General features: G+C 59.0%; 19 protein-coding genes. 15 read left to right on the forward strand and 4 right to left on the reverse strand.

The features are described 5' to 3' along the window. Window positions 1-7: 7 nt before the first annotated feature. On the reverse strand, window positions 8-1,381 hold the full coding sequence (locus ACZ0AZ_RS20290) for an aminotransferase class I/II-fold pyridoxal phosphate-dependent enzyme (protein ID WP_306386474.1): 1,374 nt from the start codon (window positions 1,379-1,381) through the stop codon (window positions 8-10). 61 nt (window positions 1,382-1,442) lie between these two features. Between ACZ0AZ_RS20290 and ACZ0AZ_RS20295 the strand changes: the two genes are divergently transcribed. The 4 genes from ACZ0AZ_RS20295 (at window position 1,443) to ACZ0AZ_RS20310 (ending at window position 5,559) form a co-directional block, all read left to right on the forward strand. Then, entirely contained in the window at window positions 1,443-2,354 is a 912-nt protein-coding gene (locus ACZ0AZ_RS20295; RefSeq protein WP_039762174.1) for a transcriptional regulator GcvA, read from the forward strand. Window positions 2,355-2,863: 509 nt separating this feature from the next. Then, window positions 2,864-3,223 carry a DUF6124 family protein gene (locus ACZ0AZ_RS20300; protein WP_463537994.1) on the forward strand — a complete coding sequence of 120 codons (360 nt, stop codon included), beginning with the start codon at window positions 2,864-2,866 and terminating at the stop codon, window positions 3,221-3,223. Window positions 3,224-3,361: 138 nt separating this feature from the next. Beyond that, window positions 3,362-4,903 carry a phospholipase effector Tle1 domain-containing protein gene (locus ACZ0AZ_RS20305; RefSeq protein WP_039762169.1) on the forward strand — a complete coding sequence of 514 codons (1,542 nt, stop codon included), beginning with the start codon at window positions 3,362-3,364 and terminating at the stop codon, window positions 4,901-4,903. Further along, window positions 4,903-5,559 carry a DUF2931 family protein gene (locus ACZ0AZ_RS20310; RefSeq protein ID WP_039762167.1) on the forward strand — a complete coding sequence of 219 codons (657 nt, stop codon included), beginning with the start codon at window positions 4,903-4,905 and terminating at the stop codon, window positions 5,557-5,559. The genes ACZ0AZ_RS20305 and ACZ0AZ_RS20310 overlap by 1 nt, the downstream gene beginning before the upstream one ends. 120 nt (window positions 5,560-5,679) lie before the next feature. Here the strand turns inward: ACZ0AZ_RS20310 and ACZ0AZ_RS20315 are convergent, their stop codons facing one another. Both ACZ0AZ_RS20315 and ACZ0AZ_RS20320 read right to left on the reverse strand, forming a co-directional pair. Further along, window positions 5,680-6,639: an EamA family transporter gene (locus ACZ0AZ_RS20315; protein WP_129998447.1), complete on the reverse strand. Its 960-nt coding sequence runs from the start codon at window positions 6,637-6,639 to the stop codon at window positions 5,680-5,682. Between the two features lie 169 nt (window positions 6,640-6,808). Continuing rightward, complete coding sequence (locus ACZ0AZ_RS20320) at window positions 6,809-7,735, reverse strand: LysR family transcriptional regulator (protein WP_463537995.1); 927 nt, start codon at window positions 7,733-7,735, stop codon at window positions 6,809-6,811. A 112-nt stretch (window positions 7,736-7,847) separates the two neighbouring features. Between ACZ0AZ_RS20320 and ACZ0AZ_RS20325 the strand changes: the two genes are divergently transcribed. The 8 genes from ACZ0AZ_RS20325 to ACZ0AZ_RS20360 all read left to right on the forward strand — a co-directional run bounded on the left by ACZ0AZ_RS20325 (window position 7,848) and on the right by ACZ0AZ_RS20360 (window position 13,770). Then, on the forward strand, window positions 7,848-8,600 hold the full coding sequence (locus ACZ0AZ_RS20325; RefSeq protein WP_463537996.1) for a 3-oxoacyl-ACP reductase family protein: 753 nt from the start codon (window positions 7,848-7,850) through the stop codon (window positions 8,598-8,600). A gap of 7 nt (window positions 8,601-8,607) precedes the next feature. Continuing rightward, a complete protein-coding gene (locus ACZ0AZ_RS20330) occupies window positions 8,608-9,204 on the forward strand; it encodes an NADPH-dependent F420 reductase (RefSeq protein ID WP_463538794.1) in 597 nt (198 codons plus the stop codon). Window positions 9,205-9,253: 49 nt separating this feature from the next. Further along, window positions 9,254-9,652 (forward strand): nuclear transport factor 2 family protein, encoded by a 399-nt coding sequence (locus ACZ0AZ_RS20335; RefSeq protein ID WP_463537997.1) that lies wholly within the window; start codon window positions 9,254-9,256, stop codon window positions 9,650-9,652. A 122-nt stretch (window positions 9,653-9,774) separates the two neighbouring features. Then, window positions 9,775-10,077 carry an ArsR/SmtB family transcription factor gene (locus tag ACZ0AZ_RS20340; protein ID WP_071171906.1) on the forward strand — a complete coding sequence of 101 codons (303 nt, stop codon included), beginning with the start codon at window positions 9,775-9,777 and terminating at the stop codon, window positions 10,075-10,077. 63 nt (window positions 10,078-10,140) lie between these two features. Next, window positions 10,141-11,115 (forward strand): zinc-dependent alcohol dehydrogenase family protein, encoded by a 975-nt coding sequence (locus tag ACZ0AZ_RS20345; RefSeq protein ID WP_463537998.1) that lies wholly within the window; start codon window positions 10,141-10,143, stop codon window positions 11,113-11,115. A gap of 28 nt (window positions 11,116-11,143) precedes the next feature. Then, window positions 11,144-11,485 (forward strand): antibiotic biosynthesis monooxygenase family protein, encoded by a 342-nt coding sequence (locus ACZ0AZ_RS20350; RefSeq protein WP_129998452.1) that lies wholly within the window; start codon window positions 11,144-11,146, stop codon window positions 11,483-11,485. Between the two features lie 163 nt (window positions 11,486-11,648). Next, the gene (locus ACZ0AZ_RS20355; RefSeq protein ID WP_165368396.1) at window positions 11,649-12,350 is read left to right on the forward strand and encodes a DUF695 domain-containing protein; all 702 of its coding nucleotides are present in this window, start codon (window positions 11,649-11,651) and stop codon (window positions 12,348-12,350) included. A 274-nt stretch (window positions 12,351-12,624) separates the two neighbouring features. Further along, a complete protein-coding gene (locus ACZ0AZ_RS20360) occupies window positions 12,625-13,770 on the forward strand; it encodes a sensor histidine kinase (RefSeq protein ID WP_129998454.1) in 1,146 nt (381 codons plus the stop codon). 39 nt (window positions 13,771-13,809) lie between these two features. Here the strand turns inward: ACZ0AZ_RS20360 and ACZ0AZ_RS20365 are convergent, their stop codons facing one another. Next, complete coding sequence (locus tag ACZ0AZ_RS20365) at window positions 13,810-15,666, reverse strand: ABC transporter ATP-binding protein (RefSeq protein WP_463537999.1); 1,857 nt, start codon at window positions 15,664-15,666, stop codon at window positions 13,810-13,812. Between the two features lie 299 nt (window positions 15,667-15,965). Between ACZ0AZ_RS20365 and ACZ0AZ_RS20370 the strand changes: the two genes are divergently transcribed. From ACZ0AZ_RS20370 to ACZ0AZ_RS20380, 3 genes are read left to right on the forward strand one after another with little or no spacing between them, the layout of a single operon-like run. Continuing rightward, complete coding sequence (locus ACZ0AZ_RS20370; RefSeq protein ID WP_129998455.1) at window positions 15,966-16,616, forward strand: hypothetical protein; 651 nt, start codon at window positions 15,966-15,968, stop codon at window positions 16,614-16,616. Then, complete coding sequence (locus ACZ0AZ_RS20375) at window positions 16,616-17,044, forward strand: phage holin family protein (protein ID WP_052269127.1); 429 nt, start codon at window positions 16,616-16,618, stop codon at window positions 17,042-17,044. Before ACZ0AZ_RS20370 ends, ACZ0AZ_RS20375 begins: the two co-directional genes overlap by 1 nt. Continuing rightward, a complete protein-coding gene (locus ACZ0AZ_RS20380) occupies window positions 17,041-17,853 on the forward strand; it encodes a DUF3618 domain-containing protein (RefSeq protein WP_463538000.1) in 813 nt (270 codons plus the stop codon). The genes ACZ0AZ_RS20375 and ACZ0AZ_RS20380 overlap by 4 nt, the downstream gene beginning before the upstream one ends. The last annotated feature ends 30 nt before the right edge of the window (window positions 17,854-17,883 follow it).

Below are 17,883 nucleotides of genomic sequence, written 5' to 3' on the forward strand. Positions count from 1 at the left end.
ACGTCAGTCAAACAGCCAGCGCAGGCTGGTGTTGGTCGGCACCCGGGTTCACTTGTGGCGACACGCTGCTTTTGAGCATCAGGCTCAAGTCGAGGATGTCGGCCGGGTTGTGTGCCGAGGTGACTGACATGCGCAGAGCAGCCTGGCCGCGCGGCACTGTCGGGAAGAACACGACGGAGGTGTAGTGACCCTGCTGCAACAGGTACTCGCCTTTGGCAATGGCCTGCTCTTCGTTGCCAATACGAACGATGCGAATCGGCAGTTCGCTGCCGCTGGTTTCGGTCGGGATCAGGTTGTCGAACAGCGCCATGTTGTTGCGCAGTGACCGTTGCAGTTTGTGCAGTTCAGGCGTGGCATGAATTTCCGCCGAAGCCAGCGCAGCACCGACGGCCGCCATATTGGGAGCGCAGGAGAAGCCGTAGGTCGGCGCATAACGGCGGATCGCGTTCTCGACATGTTGGGTGCCCAGCATCAACAGCCCGCCGGCGGCACCGTAGCCCTTGCCCAGCGATGCGGCCACGATGGTGTTTTCATCCAGACCGTCGAGTTGCGAACGAACGAAGCCCTCGCCGCGCTGCCCGACCACCGAAATCCCGTGGGCGTCGTCCAGATAGACGAACAGCCCGTATTTATCCTGCAGCGCGCGTAATTCGCGAACTGGCGCGGCGCCACCCATCGAATAGGCACCGTCGCCCACATACGCAACCTTACGACCGCTTTTGCACAAGCGTTCCAGGTGATCGAGGTCGTTATGCTCGATGACGATTACGTCAGTCTCTTCGCGCAAGACCGGAATGTGATACTGCAAGGTCACATGAGCAAAGCGGTCGAAGGCGATCAGCGGCTTTTCACCGCCGGTGAACAGGCCGGCAGCCAACAGGGGCAGGGCGCCCATATTGGCAGCGGCGACTGTCGGGAAAACCACTATGCCGTTGACGTCAAACAGTTTGGCCAGGGTTTTTTCCAGGCGTACCAGCGGTTCGGCGGACAGGCGCGTACGGGCGACCGAAAAGTGCGTGGAGGGCGTTTCTTCCATTGAGGCCCTGGCGGCAGCGAGCACTTTGGGGTGCGCATCGAGGTTAAGGTAGCCGCAGCGGGTATAGTCAATCACCTCCTTGCCGCTGGTGGCGATTTCGATACGGCGGTTGTCCAGCACGCGGCAGGACACCCCCATCAGACCTTTTTCATACGCAGCATCGAAATGCGGACGGCTGATTTCAGCCATTCTCGACGCATTGCGCGCTTTTGACCGGGATGTTTTTTCAAGCGCGACGCTGCTTGTTTCAACGGCGTTATTCATGGCGACCTCATCCTTTGAGTGGGTGTTCCCGAAGCCGTAATGGCTCAGGAACGGCGCTAGAATCCACGACCGCTGAAACATTTTGCAAAGGACTTCTCCGCTGTTACCTTATGACAAAATCTCATGAGCATTACGAAGTCTTATGGTTACCCGGATTCCCTCTCTCAATGGATTGAAAGCGTTCGAAGCCGCTGCGCGCCATATGAGCTTTACCAAGGCGGCCGAAGAGCTGAATGTCACGCAGACGGCCATCAGCCATCAGATTCGTCGCCTCGAAGATGAACTCGGAATTCGTTTGTTTCTGAGACTCAAGGACGGCCTGGCGCTGACGACTGAAGGCCACGCCTACCTGCCCGGTATCCGCTCGGCATTTCATGAGTTGCGTTACTCGACTGAAATGCTGCTGGAGTCCACGAATAACAGTGCGTTGACCATCAGTACTCTGGTGTCGCTTGCCTCCAAATGGCTTTTGCCGCGCCTGGCTTCTTTTCAGGATGCATTTCCCAATATCGACGTGCGTGTAACCGCCTCGACGGACCTGGTCGATTTCCGCAAGGGCGGTATCGATGCGGCGATTCGCTATGGCTTCGGTGACTGGAAAGGGCTGCGTGCAGACTGGCTGATGTCGGACGAAATCTTTCCGGTCTGCAGCCCGAAGCTACTGCTCGGCCCGCAGGCCTTGAGGACTCCCGTCGATCTTGCCCATCACAAGTTATTGCAAGTGAGCGGCATGACAAGCAATGACTGGAACATGTGGCTAAGCGCGGCGGGCCAGCCGAAAAAACTGGCCGAGGGTACGCGTTTGACGTTCGATCTGGCGATGATGGCGGTACAGGCCGCCATTGATGGTCTCGGCGTCTGCATTGGACGTTCGACCTACGTCGATGACGACTTGAAGGCCGGAAAGCTGGTCGCGCCATTCAACCTTCGATTGAAATCCGATCTTGGTTTCTATCTGGTGACACCGCTGGAAATTGCCAACTCCAACAAGGTCGTGGCCTTCCGCACATGGCTGATTGATCTGGTGCAAGGCGCAGGCACCGTCAAACCCTGATTTCGCGGCCATCCTTGATAGGCGGTCGGCGATCAGGAAGCGAACACGTTGGCGGCGATGCGCTGCCAGACACCGGTAATTTCGGCTCCGCCAAATCCCTCTTGCAGGCGTAAGCCTGCTCGCGATGACGCCAGCCCATTCGTCACCACATAAACACAAAATACCGAGTTCGTTTAAACGATTACTCCAGACTCAAGCAAACGGCTACAACGCCTTGCGCCATTCCCTACGACTACGCCAGAATCCGCCGGCTTGTGCGTCTGCCGTTCCCTCCGTAACTTGACTCCTGTCACTGCTCATCAGTGATCGGGTCTGCAAGCCCGTCGGAAATCAGTCGCATCGTCCTGCCAAAGGACACTTGTTCGTGTCCGCTCAATGGCGGCTTTGTGCGGGAGACCTTCGGGTCTGCCGGGTTCCTGATTTCCCGGTCTTGCAGACCCGCACACAGCTGCCACCCATCATCTGCAAGTGATGTTGGTAGCTCCAGACCAATAATCAGGAGTTTCACCATGTTCAAAGTCACACCCAATCCCCCAACCAACGACCCCGCATCGCCCTACGAATCCAGCGCCTCGAAAAAGCTTCACGAAGCCGCCGAACGCGCCCTCGATCACTATCTCGGTCCCGCTGAAATCCTGGCCAGCACCACCACCCCGGAACAGATGTTCCTCGCCAATCCGAAATACGACACCGAATCCCTGCTGGCCAATGCCAGCGAATCCCTCGGCTCGGCCACCACCATGCTCTACGACTTCGCCGCGCTGCTCGACAACCCGCGCCGCAAAACCCTGCTGGGCATCGCCCAAGTCGTCATGCTCGGCGAAATCGCGGTAAATCAGGCTTTGGACAAAGTCGAAATAGCCAAATAACCCGCAACGCGACGAGCGCCAAACCTCGTCGCATCCCCCGGTTGTGCCATGACTGGCACACCGCCACGGCTTGCACCACCCGGCCCCGACTGTCACCCTTCGGGCCGTTCTTCAAGGATCAGAACAAGGAATCAAGGATTGAGTGGCTACGTTCCAAACCCGCCGAAAAACTACCGCTACGAACAAGCCAAACCCGTCGACATACACGCCCAGCACTGGGCCGAGTATGAGAAACACGGGAAAGAACCCGCGCGCGAGCCTGAGAAAATAGGCATTGCGTTGAGGATCGGGGTTTTCTTTGATGGCACAGGCAACAATGCGAACAACTCTGCTGCGGGGTTGTTGTGCGGTGCCCAGCATCCGATTGCGCCGGAGGATATACCGGCTAGCTGTATGCCTTACATGAGTGATCCGGATAGTAGTTATGGTAACGATGTAAGCAATGTGAAAAAGCTGAGTAACCTTTACGACGCCATGCCTGAGGCAATAGGAGAGGGTACCCAGAAGAGTGCTTCTCGCGTCGTTTATGTCGAGGGTATCGGAACGCAGTCCGGGGAAGAAGACAGCAAGCTAGGTGCGGGCACTGGTCGGGGAGAAACGGGCGTAGCCAGCAGAGTCGAATCTTCGTTTCCGAGCATTCAACAGGCCATCAGCCGAGCTCTGATCGATAATCCTGGCAGTGAAATTACATCTTTGAAATTTGACGTGTTTGGATTCAGTCGCGGCGCGGCGGCTGCGCGGCATTTTGCCAATGAGGTCGTCCGCACTAGCCGCGGCCCACTTGGCACTGTGCTAAGAAACTTGCCACGAGCTTTCAGTTCAAAATTCAACGATCAATACCAAGGAGACATCGACATAGGCTTCATCGGCTTGTTCGACACCGTCCCGTCGATAGCTGGTTGGTCCAATCTCGGAAATATAAGGAGCCCGATCGCGACCGGCATAAAACTCTATCTCGACCGTCGTTTTTTCACCAATGTCGTTCAACTAACTGCGCGCGATGAATGCAGGGCCAACTTCGCACTTAGTCGCGTCAAAGCTGATCATTTGGAAATTACGCTACCGGGGGTACATTCGGATATCGGCGGAGGCTATCTCGAGAGCGCCCAAGAGTGTGTACTGGTAAGCCCCATGCAAACGCTGGTTGTGTCCTTAAACACCGACGTCAAAGCGACGTCAATATATCGCGATGCACTTGATGCACAAAGCCAATGGCTGGCCAAAGGTTGGCCTAAAGCCATGCTGGAAATAGTGACGCCTGAAGCATCGTTCATCCCTAATGAACCTCGGGATCGGCTCAGTCGTACTCAAAAGCGTGTTTACGCTGCTCTTCAGCTCAAGCGCCCGGTGAGTGGCATGCTGTCCAGAGTGTATATGCGATTGATGCATCGCTTGGCGAAAGAAAAGGGTGCCCGCTTCAATGACATTCCAGATACGCCGGATTTAACGATTCCGGCAGAGCTTCAAGCGTTGTGCGATAGATTTCTGGCTGGGAATTACAGCGTCACAGCGCAGGAAAACGAATTGCTGAAATTAAAGTACATTCACACCTCCGCCAATTGGAACCATCCATTAGGACGAACAGACGGAAGCGGAATAAACGCTGTTTACATCAACGCGCCAACTCAAGATTCCATCCGAGTGCAACATCCACACGTACCTGACTGGACGCTTTGGTAATGAAGATTTTTGTGACCATCTTGTTTGCACTCTTTATCTCTGGCTGCCAGTCCGCTGATCCGCTGTCCGCCGAATCCGACCCCAGATCGAGTGCATGGGAGCTCGCCTTCACCGAACCCTACTACATGAAGGTATGGGTAGAAGACAGCGCCGTTGAAGACATCAACGGCAATTTATTTCGACGCACCGGATCGGGAACCGCAGCAGGCGGTGAACCGGAAACCGGTGAAGAATCCGCTCGAGGCTGGCATGCGGTTGGCGCTGCTGCAAAACCGGTGATTGGTGCCGACTTGCCCAAACGTATTTATGTGCGCTGGCAGTCTATTGCCGAATCACAGACCTATCGGGTGTGGATAGATGTGCCGGAAGAAGCCAGGCAACTGATGGCGGCATCGGTTAATCAACGATGTCCTGAAACTCCGGATGAACAAGCCAGCTATAGCGCCTCCATTTATTTGGGGCTGGCTCCGGGAGGCGTCGTGCAGGTGTTTGTTCGCGATTCCTGTCATCGACCCGTCAAAGTAGCCAAGGCCAAGGCTGAAATTGACCCGTTGGGACCTAGCCAAGGGAAGAACGGAGGGCGCTACGCTTATCCTGTAAGTGAAAAGGCCAAGCGGTATATCGACAAATACGGTATCCCGTACGGTAGTTGGTAACAGGGGTGCCTAGGCATGCAATTGCCACTTTTATCGGAGGCAATTGCAATTCTGCAGATCCACTACCGATGAGTAGCGGCAGGCGGGTTCCCCGGCGGCGACTCCCGCCATCACACCCCCTCAAACCTCAGCCTTCGCCCCAACCTTCACCGCAGCCTTCCGATACGTCAGCAAAACAATCCCGCTCACCACAATCACGCCACCGATGATCTGTCCTCTGCTGAGCATCTGATCCAGCACAATCCAGCCCATCAACAACGTCGCCAATGGCTCAATGTTCATCACCGGGGCGTTGCGCGGCATGTCCAGTCGGGGGACGGAGATGAACAACACAATGAAGCCGGTTCCATAGAGCACCACAAGCGTGGCAAGGGCCAGCCAGCCGGTTGAGGTGGCGGGGAGGTTGAGTCCGCCGGGGAGGGCGCCGGTCAGTCCGGCGAGGTTGACGCTGCTGAACACGATGAAGATGGTCAGCAGGCTGCGCACCGAGCCGCGCACTTGCGACAGTTTGTGGTCGGTGATCCACAGCGCGCAGGCGAAGACGCTGGCGGCGCAGAAGGCGAGCGCGACGCCCAGCAACCATTCCGGGCCGACGCTGGCGCTGTCTGACAGACGTCCGGGGACGTCCAGTACGAACACCAGCCCGACGAGAATCAAGCCCATCAACATCGCGGTGCGCGCGCTTGGTCGTGGGCCGCCCAGCGCCCAGGTCAGCAAGGCGAGCAGGATCGGAAACACGTTGGCCACCAGCAGTGCCAAAGCGACCGGCACTCGTGCGACAGCGGAATACAGACACAGGCTCTGCGCGGTAATCAGCAGGCCCAACAACAGTTGCCAACGCCACGCGCCCGCCGGCAGGCGCAGGCTTTGCCGCTGCCATAGGACGAGAACGGCAAGCACCAGCAGGGTCCCGCCGGAGCGCATCAGAATTGCCAGCAACACGCCCGCGCCATCATCAAAAGCGACCCGTGCCGCGACGTGGTTGCCGGCGAACGCACAACCCATGCACAACAGAATGATCACGGCGAGATAACGGGGGAAGGGCGGCGGCACGGTTGGGGCAAATTCAGGACGGGACATGGGCAGTTCTCAAAAATAATAGCCACTCAGGGTGGCTCAGGTTTTTATTATGTTGTCGTACAACTGTTCGATTTGTACCGTAATCGAGCAGGGGCGGCAAGCTTGAAAGGCTTGATAATCCGCTTATGCATGATGCTGCTTGAGTTTCAGAGGTCGTATAACTTGCTGGCTAAGCTCGAGAGTCGAGTCGAGTCGCCCAGCCATCCTCTCGAGCCTGACCGACCAGAAAATCAACAAAAGCCCGGGTCTTTGCCGGCAACAGCTTCTGGCTGGAAAAGTACAAATAGATCTGTCCCGCATCGACATGCCAACCCGGCAACACCCTCTCCAGCGTGCCGTCCTGCAGATACGGCAGCACATCCGGAACCGCCAACAGCGCAACCCCTAATCCCAAGCGCGCGCACTGACACAGCGCTTGCGGGTCGTTGACCAACAGGCGCGGCGCCAACTCCAGCGGTGCTCGTTGCCCATCGGGCCCTTGCAGCATCCAGCTGCGCACCTTGCCGGTCTGCACCGAGCGCATGGCCAGATGATCCAGCGTCGACAGTTCTTCAATGTGCCGGATGCGCTTGTGTCCCGAGAGATATGCCTTCGATGCCACCAGGATCAGATGCGCCGGCGCGATAGCTCTGGCGACCACACCTTGCGCGAGTTCGATGCCGCCGCCGATGGCCGCATCAAACCCGTCCGCGATGAGATCGACTTGGCGATTGTCGAGGTGCCATTCAGGGGTCACGGCGGGGTATTGCTTGAGAAACTCGGGCATCAGCGGCAGCAGAAAATCCTTGGCGAAGCCCGGTGCCGCACTTAGACGCAAAGTCCCGGAAGGCTCTCCGGCATTGCCGGCCACATCGGCGATCGCCGCCTGAACGCTCTCCAGTCCCGAACCGACGTTGCCCAGAAAGCGCTCTCCCGCCTCCGTCAGTGTGAGTTTGCGCGTGCTGCGCTGGAACAAGCGTACGCCGAGGTTGGCCTCCAACTGCGCGACATTGCGACTGACCGCCGCGGGTGTCAGGCCCAAGCGCCGCGCCGCCGCAGAGAAGCTTCCCGCCTCAGCGCTGCGCACGAATGAGAGCAAATTGCCTAACGTTTCCATCGGCGCACCTTCAACGAATGATTGAAAGTGATTCTAGGTGGCTTCTACTACTGGTGGAAGATCAAAAAGCGTCTCATAGGCTCCTCAACTCCAACCACCCAGAGGCTCGACCATGAACACATCCACGCTTCCACTGACCGGCAAAATCGCCATCGTGACCGGTGGCTCACGCAGCATCGGCGCAGCAATTGCCAAGCGACTCGCGGCAGATGGCGCCACCGTCGCCATCAGCTACAACGCATCGCCAGATCGCGCCGAAGCGGTGGTGCAGGAAATCGTTGCGGCGGGCGGCCAGGCTGTGGCGCTGGCGGCCGATGCGGGCAATCCCGAAGCGGTGCGTGCAGCGATCGCCGAGGTTGCGCAGCGTTTCGGCAAGATCGACATTCTGGTGAACAACGCTGGCATCAGCGTGCTCGGTGCCCCGGAGGACATCGCCTTCGAGGACTTTCAACGCATCCTTGCGGTGAACGTGACCGGCGTCTTCGTCGCCACTCAGCAAGCGCTCAAACACATGGGACAGGGCGGTCGCATCATTCACATCGGCAGCTCGATGGTGCAATACGCTGCGTTCGCTACGGCCTCCGTCTACACCCTGAGCAAAGGTGCGCTGACCGGTTTCAGTCGTGGACTGGTGCGCGATCTTGGGCCGCGCGGCATCACTGTGAACACCGTCCATCCTGGCCCGACCGACAGCGACATGAACCCGGCCGACGGGCCCATTGCGGACTTCCTGCGCCCGAACATCGCCATGGGGCGGTACGGCGAGGGCAAGGATGTTGCCAGTGCGGTGGCGTACCTGGCCAGTGCAGAGGCAGGTTTTGTCACCGGCGCAGAATTAATCGTCGACGGCGGCTTCACAGCGTAAGGAGAGCATCATGACTATCAGCATCATTGGTACTGGTTCCATCGGCGGCGCCATCGCTCGGTTGCTCGTCAACGCAGGCCTGCCGGTCAGTCTGGCCAACAGCCGCGGGCCGCAAAGTCTTGCTGGCTTTGTCAGCGAATTGGGCCCACTCGCACAAGCCGTAACTGCTCGGCAGGCGAGTCAGGCGGACATCGTTTTTCTGGCGGTGAACTGGTCGAAAATCCCCGATGCCGTGCGCGATCTCGGGCCTTGGGACGGGCGCATCGTGATTGATGCCAACAACCCGATCGAGGCGCCACTGTTCAAGCCGTTCGATCTGGGCGGCCAGCCGTCTTCGCAAGTGGTGGCGCAGATGCTGCCCGGTGCGCACGTGGTCAAGGCCTTCAACCATTTGCTCGCGGCTCTGCTGACCGATCCCACCGCCGAGGGCGGCAAGCGTGTGCTGTTTTATTCCGGTGAAGATGCCGCGAGCAAAACCAGGGTTGCAGAGCTGATTACTCAACTGGGTTTTTACGGCATCGACCTGGGCGGTGTGCAGCAGGGAATGCTTGCACAGTTCCCGGGCGGACCGCTGCCAGCCTTGAACCTGGTCAAACATGGTTGACCGCTGAGCCCGGGCAACCGGGCTTCACATACCAATCGAGGATTCAAAAATGTCTGGCTCAGATTCGCGAAATATCAATGACGTGGAAAACTACGACGCCTTGCTGCGGGCCAACCTGCAGCGCGTGTTCAACGAGCGCGATGCACAGAAGCGCATTGCGGCGGTGCAGGAGCTTTTTGCAGACACACCGACGATGTACGAACCGACTGGCATCGTCACCGGGCGGGCGGCGATTTCAGAGGTGGCCGGTGCGTTGCTGGATCAGTTCGGGTCGGACTTCGCTTTTGTTCCCGAGGGGCCGGCGGTTGGGCATCATGGCTTGGGTTACCTGCGCTGGCATGCGGGCCCGAGCGCTGGGCCGGTAGTCGTCAGTGGCGTTGATGTGGCAGAAATCAAAGCGGGAAAGATCGTGCGGTTGTGGGTGTTGCTGGATGCGCCCCAAGGCTGAGCCGCAGGGCAGGGCAGGGCAGGGCAGGGCGGCGAAGCGAATCCCGATGCCGCCTGTCGCAGACTGCCAATCAGATCAAAATCGCGCATTGACATATCGAAGAATCTCGATATCATCGGCGCATGGAACTGATCGAAATCTTCAAAGCCCTCTCGAACCCGACGCGCCTCAAGATCCTTGAAGGCCTGAAGGATCCCGTGAAGAACTTCCCCCCGCAGGATGAGGGTGACGTTCTCGTCGAGGGTGTCTGCGTCAGCAGCATCCAGGAAGGTATCGGCTTGTCGCAGTCGACGGTGTCGAGTTACCTGGCCACGTTGCAGCGGGTGGGGCTGGTTGAAGTGCGACGCATCGGTCAATGGACCTACTACAAACGCAATGAGGCAGCTATCAGCGCGCTTGCAGAGGTCATAGGGAAAGAGCTGTAAATTTTTTTACTCTAGGATATCGAGAATTCTCGATATCCCTCTTTATCGATACGAGGTTTTGCCATGAAAGCGATGATTTTGAAATCCTTCGGCGGTCCTGATTCGTTCGAACTTAGCGACGTTCCAAAACCGGTTCCGCAAGCGGGCCAGGTGCTGGTCCGAGTGCACGCTACTTCCATCAATCCGCTGGATTATCAGGTTCGGCGCGGTGACTATCCCGATCTGGTGCCGCTGCCAGCCATTACCGGTCACGACGTGTCGGGCGTGGTTGAAGCCATCGGGCCGGGCGTCAGCGCTTTCGCGCCGGGCGACGAGGTCTGGTACACCCCGCAGATATTCGACGGGCAGGGCAGTTATGCCGAGTACCACGTCGCAGCCGAAAACATCATCGCCAGAAAGCCTGCCTCGCTGAGCCACCTTGAGGCGGCCAGTCTGAGTCTGGTCGGCGGTACGGTTTGGGAAGCGCTCACCGTGCGGGCCGTGCTTCGCGTTGGCGAAAGCATTCTGATCCATGGCGGCGCCGGCGGGGTCGGCCATGTGGCGATTCAGGTGGCCAAAGCCATGGGCGCCAGAGTGTTCACCACCGTGCGCGAGGCCAACGCCGACTTCGTCCGCAGCCTGGGCGCCGACGTGGTGATCGATTACACCCAAGAGGACTACGTCGAAGCAATCATGCGCGAAACCGCCGGGCATGGCGTTGATGTGGTGTTCGACACCATCGGCGGCGATACCCTGTCTCGCAGTGCCGACGCGCTCGCTCAGCTTGGCCGCGTCGTCTCGATCGTCGACATCGCGCAGCCACAAAACCTCGTTCAGGCCTGGGGCAAGAACGCCAGCTACCACTTCGTCTTCACCCGGCAGAATCGCGGCAAGCTCGATGAACTGAGCGCATTGGTCGATCGCGGTCAGCTGCGGCCACACGTTGGCGCCGTCTATTCGCTCGCCGACATCCCGCTCGCCCACGCCCGCCTGGAGAGCGCCAACAACGGTCTGCTGGGAAAAATCGCCATCGCCGTCGAGCCTTCGCTCATCGTCTGAATCCGCTCACTGATTTTGGAGAAACATCATGGTTTACGAGATCGCTGCGCTGCCCGTTCACCCGCAACAGACTGAGGCCTTCCGACGCGCATTTGCCGAAGTCGAACCGTTGCTCACCCGCGCCAAGGGATATGGCGGCCACTTGCTGGCGCAAGGTATTGAAACCCCCGAGCAATTCAATTTGATCGTGCGCTGGCAGTCACTTGAGGACCACTCGCCGGGGTTTGAAGAAAGCGAGGACCACCAGCGCTTCATGCTGGGGCTGGAGAATTATTTTTCGGCAGAACCGAAGGTCTACCACATTGAGGGTGGTGCTTTTCCGGGTGGCGATTTTGGCGTACCGGACAACGGTGCCAGCTTAGGCATCTGAGGGAGCATGTGGCTGTTCGTCACACGCGGCTGTGGCTGGTCGAGCGTGCTTGTGATGAATTGCCACATTAATTCCGCTTCGGCCTGTTCATGGGGCAGGGGTGGCAGGCAAAATGCGCCGTTTTCCATATGTCTTGTACTGCTGCTCATCCAAGGAAGGCCACTTGAAAGTCACTCTCCACGCTTCCCTGCGCCCTGAAATCTGGCCAGCCGTTGTTTTATTGCTGCTGGCAAGTCTGATCACGACCGGCTGCACGCGCTCCCATTCTCCAAAACCGGTGGAGCGCGATCCTTGTCTGGATGCCGGTCCAGCGCATACAACGGCCTACGCCAAATGCGTGAGCGAGCGGAAAGAGCGCCAAGCTGAAGCGCTCAGAATACTGCTCAGTGATGATCCTGCTGACAATCCGCAACGACAAGTGGCCGTGCCAGGCGACAGCAATTTCCAACCGTCAGATTTTCCTGACGAGCCAATGCCAGCGAGTTTTCGCATGTCTTCCGACTTGAATCTCAAGGATACCCAGGCATTTCCTTACAAGTCTCGCATCAGCTGGAAATACGTGTCGGATCGCTACCTGCCGAGTTCGAAGGAATCCGCGCGGATGATGCAGGTGGACCGCCTGATTAAGGCGGCCGTAACGGCGGATGGGTTCGCAAAGTGGGGGTGCACGGTCACCGGCGGAAAGCGTCAGGTGTGGGTTTTCTACACCCTGGACGACGCGGCCTTTGTCAGCCGTGTGCAGGCAGCTCTGGCGCAGACCGGGCCTTATCCGATTGAATTCAGCAGCCGTAAACAGGCAGATGTCAGTGCTGAGGTGCCGAACACCGAGCAAACTCGACTGACGCCCAAGCAATGCCTGGAGTGAAGACTCTCGACGGATAACCTCTTGAAACGGACTTCTCTCATCGCAAGGAGTCCGTAGCCGTAGTCGCTTCAGAGGCGTTCGTTGCGGGCGCAGCGATCATCTCATGCCGACCGCAACCTCTTCAGCACATCGATTTTCCTCCAACGTTAGCCCAGCGCTTTGGTGGTAGGCTGCATCCCCTCAGCCGTACTTTCTGTACTCCTGAATTGCCCTTTCCGAAATCTGCGCCGGCTCAGCTGCTGGCGTTGATGGATTTCCCCTGCGGACTACAGCCATGCGCCTGCCAGATTTCATTCTCGAAAACCTAGAGCCGATCCTCCAGGCCTGGGAAGATTTCGCCCGCACCATCGAGACACCAGGTGCGGAACTCGATAACGTCGCGCTGCGCGATCACGCCGAGCAGATGTTGCGCGCCATCGTGATCGATCTGCGAACCAAGCAGACCATGAGCGAACAAATCGCCAAAGCCCAGGGCCAGGCGCCGCGCGACGATGAAGAAACGGCTGCGGAAACCCACGCGGTGACGCGGCTGATGGCCGGTTTTACCATCGATCAGATGGTGTCGGAATACCGCGCGCTGCGCACCAGTGTGCTGACCCAATGGCTGCGTGAGGTCAAGGATGGCAAATCGGTGAATGTCGACGACATGACACGCTTTCACGAAGCCATCGATCAGGCGCTGGCCGAGTCGATTGCCAGCTACTCGCGCGCCGTCGAGGCGTCGCGCAACGTGTTTCTGGGGATTCTCGGCCATGACTTGCGCACGCCGCTGGGGGCGATTCTGCTCGGTGCGGATATGTTGCGTCGTACCGAAGCTACCGACCCGCGCACCAGCAAAGTGGCCAGGCAGATCTACGCCAGCGTGCAGCGCGCCAGCCAGATCGTGGGCGACCTGCTGGATCTGACGCGCTGCCAGATGGGGCCGGGGATTCCGGTGAAAAAATCCCTGATCGATCTCAGCCCTGTGTGCGAGCGGGTGATCGAGGAAATCCGCGCCTTTCATCCGCAGGCCAACGTGCGGTTCGATGCGACGGAAGCGGTGATGGGAGCGTTCGATGGCGCCAGGATGGAACAGGTGTTTTCCAACATCATCAGCAATGCGGTGACCCACGGCGATAATCAGTTTCCGGTTACGGTTGCACTGGAAGCGCGGGAGGATTGCGCGGTGTTCACGGTGCACAACGGCGGCGAGCCGATTCCGGAAGATGTGTTGCCGTTCATCTTCAACCCGATGGGGCGCTTCTCGCAGCGCTCCGTGGTTGATCACGGGCCGGTTGCCGGGCTCGGTCTAGGCCTGTTTATCGCTTCGGAAATCGTCGCCTCGCATGCCGGCTCGATCGAGGTCAGCTCTGACCTGGAAGGCGGAACCGTGTTTCGCGTAAAGCTTCCGGTTAATACCGAAAGCCCCGTCACCATCTAGGCCAATCGATGGAGAGCCGGCCCCGGCCCTCCAGCCTGATCACTCCTCCATCACCTCAACCAAACCGCGATCTTCACCGAGGAACCCGCCGCTCTGGTGCTGCCACAGACGCGCATAGGTGCCGTTCTTCTCCAGCAGTTGCACGTGGGTGCCTTGTTCGATGATGCGGCCTTCGTCCATGACGATCAGTCGGTCCATCGCTGCAATGGTCGACAAGCGGTGGGCGATGGCGATCACGGTTTTGCCCTGCATCATTTCATCGAGGCTTTCCTGGATCGCGACTTCAACCTCGGAATCCAGTGCGCTGGTGGCTTCGTCGAGCAACAGGATCGGTGCGTTCTTCAGCATCACCCGGGCGATGGCGATGCGTTGGCGCTGGCCGCCGGAGAGCTTGATTCCGCGCTCGCCGACCAGCGTGTCGTAACCGCTGTGGCCTTGTTTGTCGCTCAACTGGCTGATAAAGCCATCGGCCTGGGCGTTCACTGCCGCGCGATGGATGTCTTCGTCGGTGGCGTCCGGGCGACCGTAGGCAATGTTGTCGCGGATCGAACGGTGCAGCAGCGAGGTGTCCTGGGTGACCATGCCAATCACGCTGCGCAGGCTGTCCTGGGTGACCTCGGCGATGTTCTGCCCATCGATGCGGATCTCGCCGCGATCAACGTCATAGAAGCGCAGCAGCAGGTTGATCAGGGTCGACTTGCCCGCACCGGAGCGGCCGACCAGACCGATTTTCTCGCCGGGACGAATGTGCAGGGTCAAGCCGTCGAGCACTTGGCGTTCGCCGTTGTAGTTGAAGCTGACATTGTCGAAAACCACTTCGCCGCCGGCAGGCTCAAGCACTTTGGCATCCGGCGCGTCCTGGACTTTCGGGCCGCTGGTCAGGGTGGCCATGCCGTCCTGGACGGTGCCGATGTTTTCGAACAGCGAAGTCATCTGCCACATGATCCAGTGCGACATGCCATTGATGCGCAACGCCATGGCGGTGATCGCCGCGACGGCGCCGGTGCCGACTTCGCCCTGATGCCAAAGCCACAACGCATAACCGCCAGCGCCGAGAATCAACGCCACCACCAACGCCTGATTGACGATTTCGAACTGGCTCACCAGACGCATCTGGCGGAAGCCGGTGAGCTTGAAATCTTCCATCGCCGCGCGGGCAAAGTGCGCTTCACGCTTGGAGTGCGAGAACAGTTTGACTGTGGTGATGTTGGTGTAGGCGTCGGCAATCCGCCCGGTCATCGACGAGCGTGCATCGGCCTGTTCCTGGCCGACCTTGCCCAGACGCGGGACGAAATACACCATCGCCAGCCCGAACAGAACGATCCACGCCAGAAACGGCAGCATCAGCTTCAGCGCAAAGCCACCGGCCAGCGCGATGATCGCGATGAAGTACACGCCGATGCCGGGGAGAATTTCGATCAAGGTGAACAGCACCTCGCGCACCGACAACGCAGTCTGCATGACCTTGGTCGTGACCCGGCCGGAGAACTCGTCGGAGAAGAACGACAGACTTTGCCGCAGCATCAACCGGTGAAAGTCCCAGCGCAGGCGCAGCGGCAGATTGATCGCGAGGATCTGGTGCTGAACCATCGTGCGCAGCGCCACCAGACCAATGCTGACTACCAGCACGATGCCGATGCCCCACAACACGCGGCTTTCCTCATCACCGGCGGCGCCGCCGGATTGCCAGGTCGAGAGCAGATCCACCACTTGCCCGAGGAAGGAAAACAACCACGCCTCATAGATCGACACGCTGGCGCTGAGCAGGGCAAAGGCGAGGATGTAACCGCGCGCGCCCCGGGTGCAGGCCCCCAAGAAACGCATCAGACCGACTGGCGGTGGCGGCGCCTCGTCGGGCGGGAAGGGGTCGAGCCTTTCTTCAAACAGGCGAAGCATTGCGGTCTCCGAAGTGATCAGGGTGTGGGGATTCTGCCATCTATCGGCGTTGTTGCGGGTTTCAGCGTCGTGTTGCAGATAAATGCTTGTGCCTTGTCTTGACCGCAGCCAGGCGCAGAAGCTCAACGTAATCGTGCCAAGCGCAACCTTTCGTCGCTGATCAAGACCTGACACGGCACGCTCATCAACCTCTTTGAACTCTCGCGCAAGCTGCTTCGTCATCTTCTATGTGGGGGCTCGAGGCAATGTTGCCGTGTAGCTCCGATTTTCCGTTTTCAAGTCAGAACGCGAGGGGCCACATGAATACTCAAGACAGCAGGGCAGGCTTTGAACCAGGTGATCCGAACAGCAAGCCTGGACAGGGTTTTGAACATTTGAAGGACGACGTCAATGAAGCAATTGGCGGCGCGCGGCAACAGGCTGACGCGCAATTCGGACAGTACCGTGACACCGCGGCCGAACAGATAGAAGCACTGGCCCAAGGCGCAAAGAGCTTCGTCTCGGAGTTGCAGGACAAGGACACGCTGGGCATGTCCGACTACCTGACGGATATGGCGGACTCCATGACCGGGCTGGCGGGCAATCTGCGCGGCAAGAGCGCCGAGCAGTTGCTGCACGATGCCGCCGATCTGGCGCGCAGCAATCCGGGGCTATTCATCGCCGGCAGCATTGCTATCGGTTTCGGACTGTCGCGGTTTCTCAAGGCGGGCACGGCGGCTGCGGCGACGGTCAGCGCCGAACACGATCCGGCGGCAGGCACGACATCGACGCCACCGCCAGCCGATTATGGCGCGCAGCGGCCTTATGAATCGTCAGTGCCGTCATCGGCCCACGCCAATCCGGGACTGGCCACCGGCATCACTCCGACCTCGCCGAGTGACAGCGATCACCCCTCAGATTTTGCCGCGGCTTCCGTACCGCACGCACCCGACGCCAAAGGAGAACTGTGATGAACAGAGATGAATCTGATCTGAGCGGGGCAAGGCCCCTCGGCCAAACGGATGACGCTTCGGTGGTCGGCCTGTTGCGACAACTGTCGCGCGAAGTCCCGGCGTTGTTCACCAAGGAACTGGCGCTGGCCAAAGCCGAACTGCAGAACAGCCTCAGCACGCTCAAAGCTGGCATCGGCGCGGTGGCCGGTGGCGCAATCGTGTTCCTCGCCGGCTTCATCATTCTGCTGATGTCGGCGGTCTATGGCCTGAGCATGTTCATGGCGCCATGGCTGGCCGCGTTGATCGTTGGCGTGGTGGTGATGGTCATTGGTTTCGTCATGCTGCAATCCGGGAAAAAACAATTCGAGCCGTCTCACTTCAAACCTGATCGCACCCTCGACGCCTTGAACAAGGATCAGGAAGCGCTGCGGAGGAAAGTCTCATGAAAAGCGAACTGGATATCGAAGCGGAAAAAAGCCCGGAGCAGATCGAACGCGAAATCGATGCGCAACGCGCGAGCATCGGCAATATCGTCGATCAACTGGAAAGCAAATTCACCCCCGGGCAGATGATCGATCAGGCCTGGGGAATGATGCAGAGCAACGGCTCGACGTTCTTCACCAATCTGGGCACCAGCGTGCGCAATAACCCGGTGCCAGCGGTGCTGACTTCCGTGGGGCTGCTCTGGCTGATGATGGGCCAGAATCGCCCACCCGTGCCGCAACCAACCTATCGCAGCGGTCCGGATCAGGACAAGGCTGGCGAGTGGGCGGACGGTTTGGCCGACGGCATCGACAGTGCTCGCGCGCATCTGCACTCGACCACTGACTCGCTGAAGGGTGGTTATGAGGCACTGAAAGGCAAGGCCAGCCATTTGGGGGAAAACGTCGGTGCAGCGAAGGAAAATCTAAGCCATGCGATGCACGACGCCAGTGATCGACTGTCGCGTAATTCGCAAGTGCTTGGCCAGCAATTCAGCCACATGCTCAAGGAGCAACCGCTGATGGTGGCTGCCGCCGGGGTCGCACTCGGTGCATTGCTCGGCGCGGCGTTGCCGACTACGTCTACTGAACAGCGCTACATGGGCCGCACCAGCGCAGGCATGGTCGACAAGGCCAAGCAGAAAGCTCAGGAAGGGTATGAAGCAGTGCGTGACACGGTAACTCGAACCACTGAACAAACCGAAGTGGAGACCAAGCCGGAAACGGCGCGGCCTTCGTCTTCCGATTTGTCGCAAGGTCTGGGTACTTCCTGACGGTGGGAGATAAGGGAGGCCGCTTATGGG

It is taken from the genome of Pseudomonas sp. AC239, assembly GCF_979258545.1.

Bases quoted from the DNA above. Each gene is read 5' to 3' on its own strand.
- ACZ0AZ_RS20290 (WP_306386474.1), bottom strand. From the start codon at position 1,381: ATGTTTCAGCGGTCGTGGATTCTAGCGCCGTTCCTGAGCCATTACGGC.
- ACZ0AZ_RS20295 (WP_039762174.1), top strand. From the start codon at position 1,443: ATGGTTACCCGGATTCCCTCTCTCAATGGATTGAAAGCGTTCGAAGCC.
- ACZ0AZ_RS20300 (WP_463537994.1), top strand. From the start codon at position 2,864: ATGTTCAAAGTCACACCCAATCCCCCAACCAACGACCCCGCATCGCCC.
- ACZ0AZ_RS20310 (WP_039762167.1), top strand. From the start codon at position 4,903: ATGAAGATTTTTGTGACCATCTTGTTTGCACTCTTTATCTCTGGCTGC.
- ACZ0AZ_RS20315 (WP_129998447.1), bottom strand. From the start codon at position 6,639: ATGTCCCGTCCTGAATTTGCCCCAACCGTGCCGCCGCCCTTCCCCCGT.
- ACZ0AZ_RS20320 (WP_463537995.1), bottom strand. From the start codon at position 7,735: ATGGAAACGTTAGGCAATTTGCTCTCATTCGTGCGCAGCGCTGAGGCG.
- ACZ0AZ_RS20325 (WP_463537996.1), top strand. From the start codon at position 7,848: ATGAACACATCCACGCTTCCACTGACCGGCAAAATCGCCATCGTGACC.
- ACZ0AZ_RS20335 (WP_463537997.1), top strand. From the start codon at position 9,254: ATGTCTGGCTCAGATTCGCGAAATATCAATGACGTGGAAAACTACGAC.
- ACZ0AZ_RS20340 (WP_071171906.1), top strand. From the start codon at position 9,775: ATGGAACTGATCGAAATCTTCAAAGCCCTCTCGAACCCGACGCGCCTC.
- ACZ0AZ_RS20345 (WP_463537998.1), top strand. From the start codon at position 10,141: ATGAAAGCGATGATTTTGAAATCCTTCGGCGGTCCTGATTCGTTCGAA.
- ACZ0AZ_RS20350 (WP_129998452.1), top strand. From the start codon at position 11,144: ATGGTTTACGAGATCGCTGCGCTGCCCGTTCACCCGCAACAGACTGAG.
- ACZ0AZ_RS20360 (WP_129998454.1), top strand. From the start codon at position 12,625: ATGCGCCTGCCAGATTTCATTCTCGAAAACCTAGAGCCGATCCTCCAG.
- ACZ0AZ_RS20365 (WP_463537999.1), bottom strand. From the start codon at position 15,666: ATGCTTCGCCTGTTTGAAGAAAGGCTCGACCCCTTCCCGCCCGACGAG.
- ACZ0AZ_RS20370 (WP_129998455.1), top strand. From the start codon at position 15,966: ATGAATACTCAAGACAGCAGGGCAGGCTTTGAACCAGGTGATCCGAAC.
- ACZ0AZ_RS20375 (WP_052269127.1), top strand. From the start codon at position 16,616: ATGAACAGAGATGAATCTGATCTGAGCGGGGCAAGGCCCCTCGGCCAA.
- ACZ0AZ_RS20380 (WP_463538000.1), top strand. From the start codon at position 17,041: ATGAAAAGCGAACTGGATATCGAAGCGGAAAAAAGCCCGGAGCAGATC.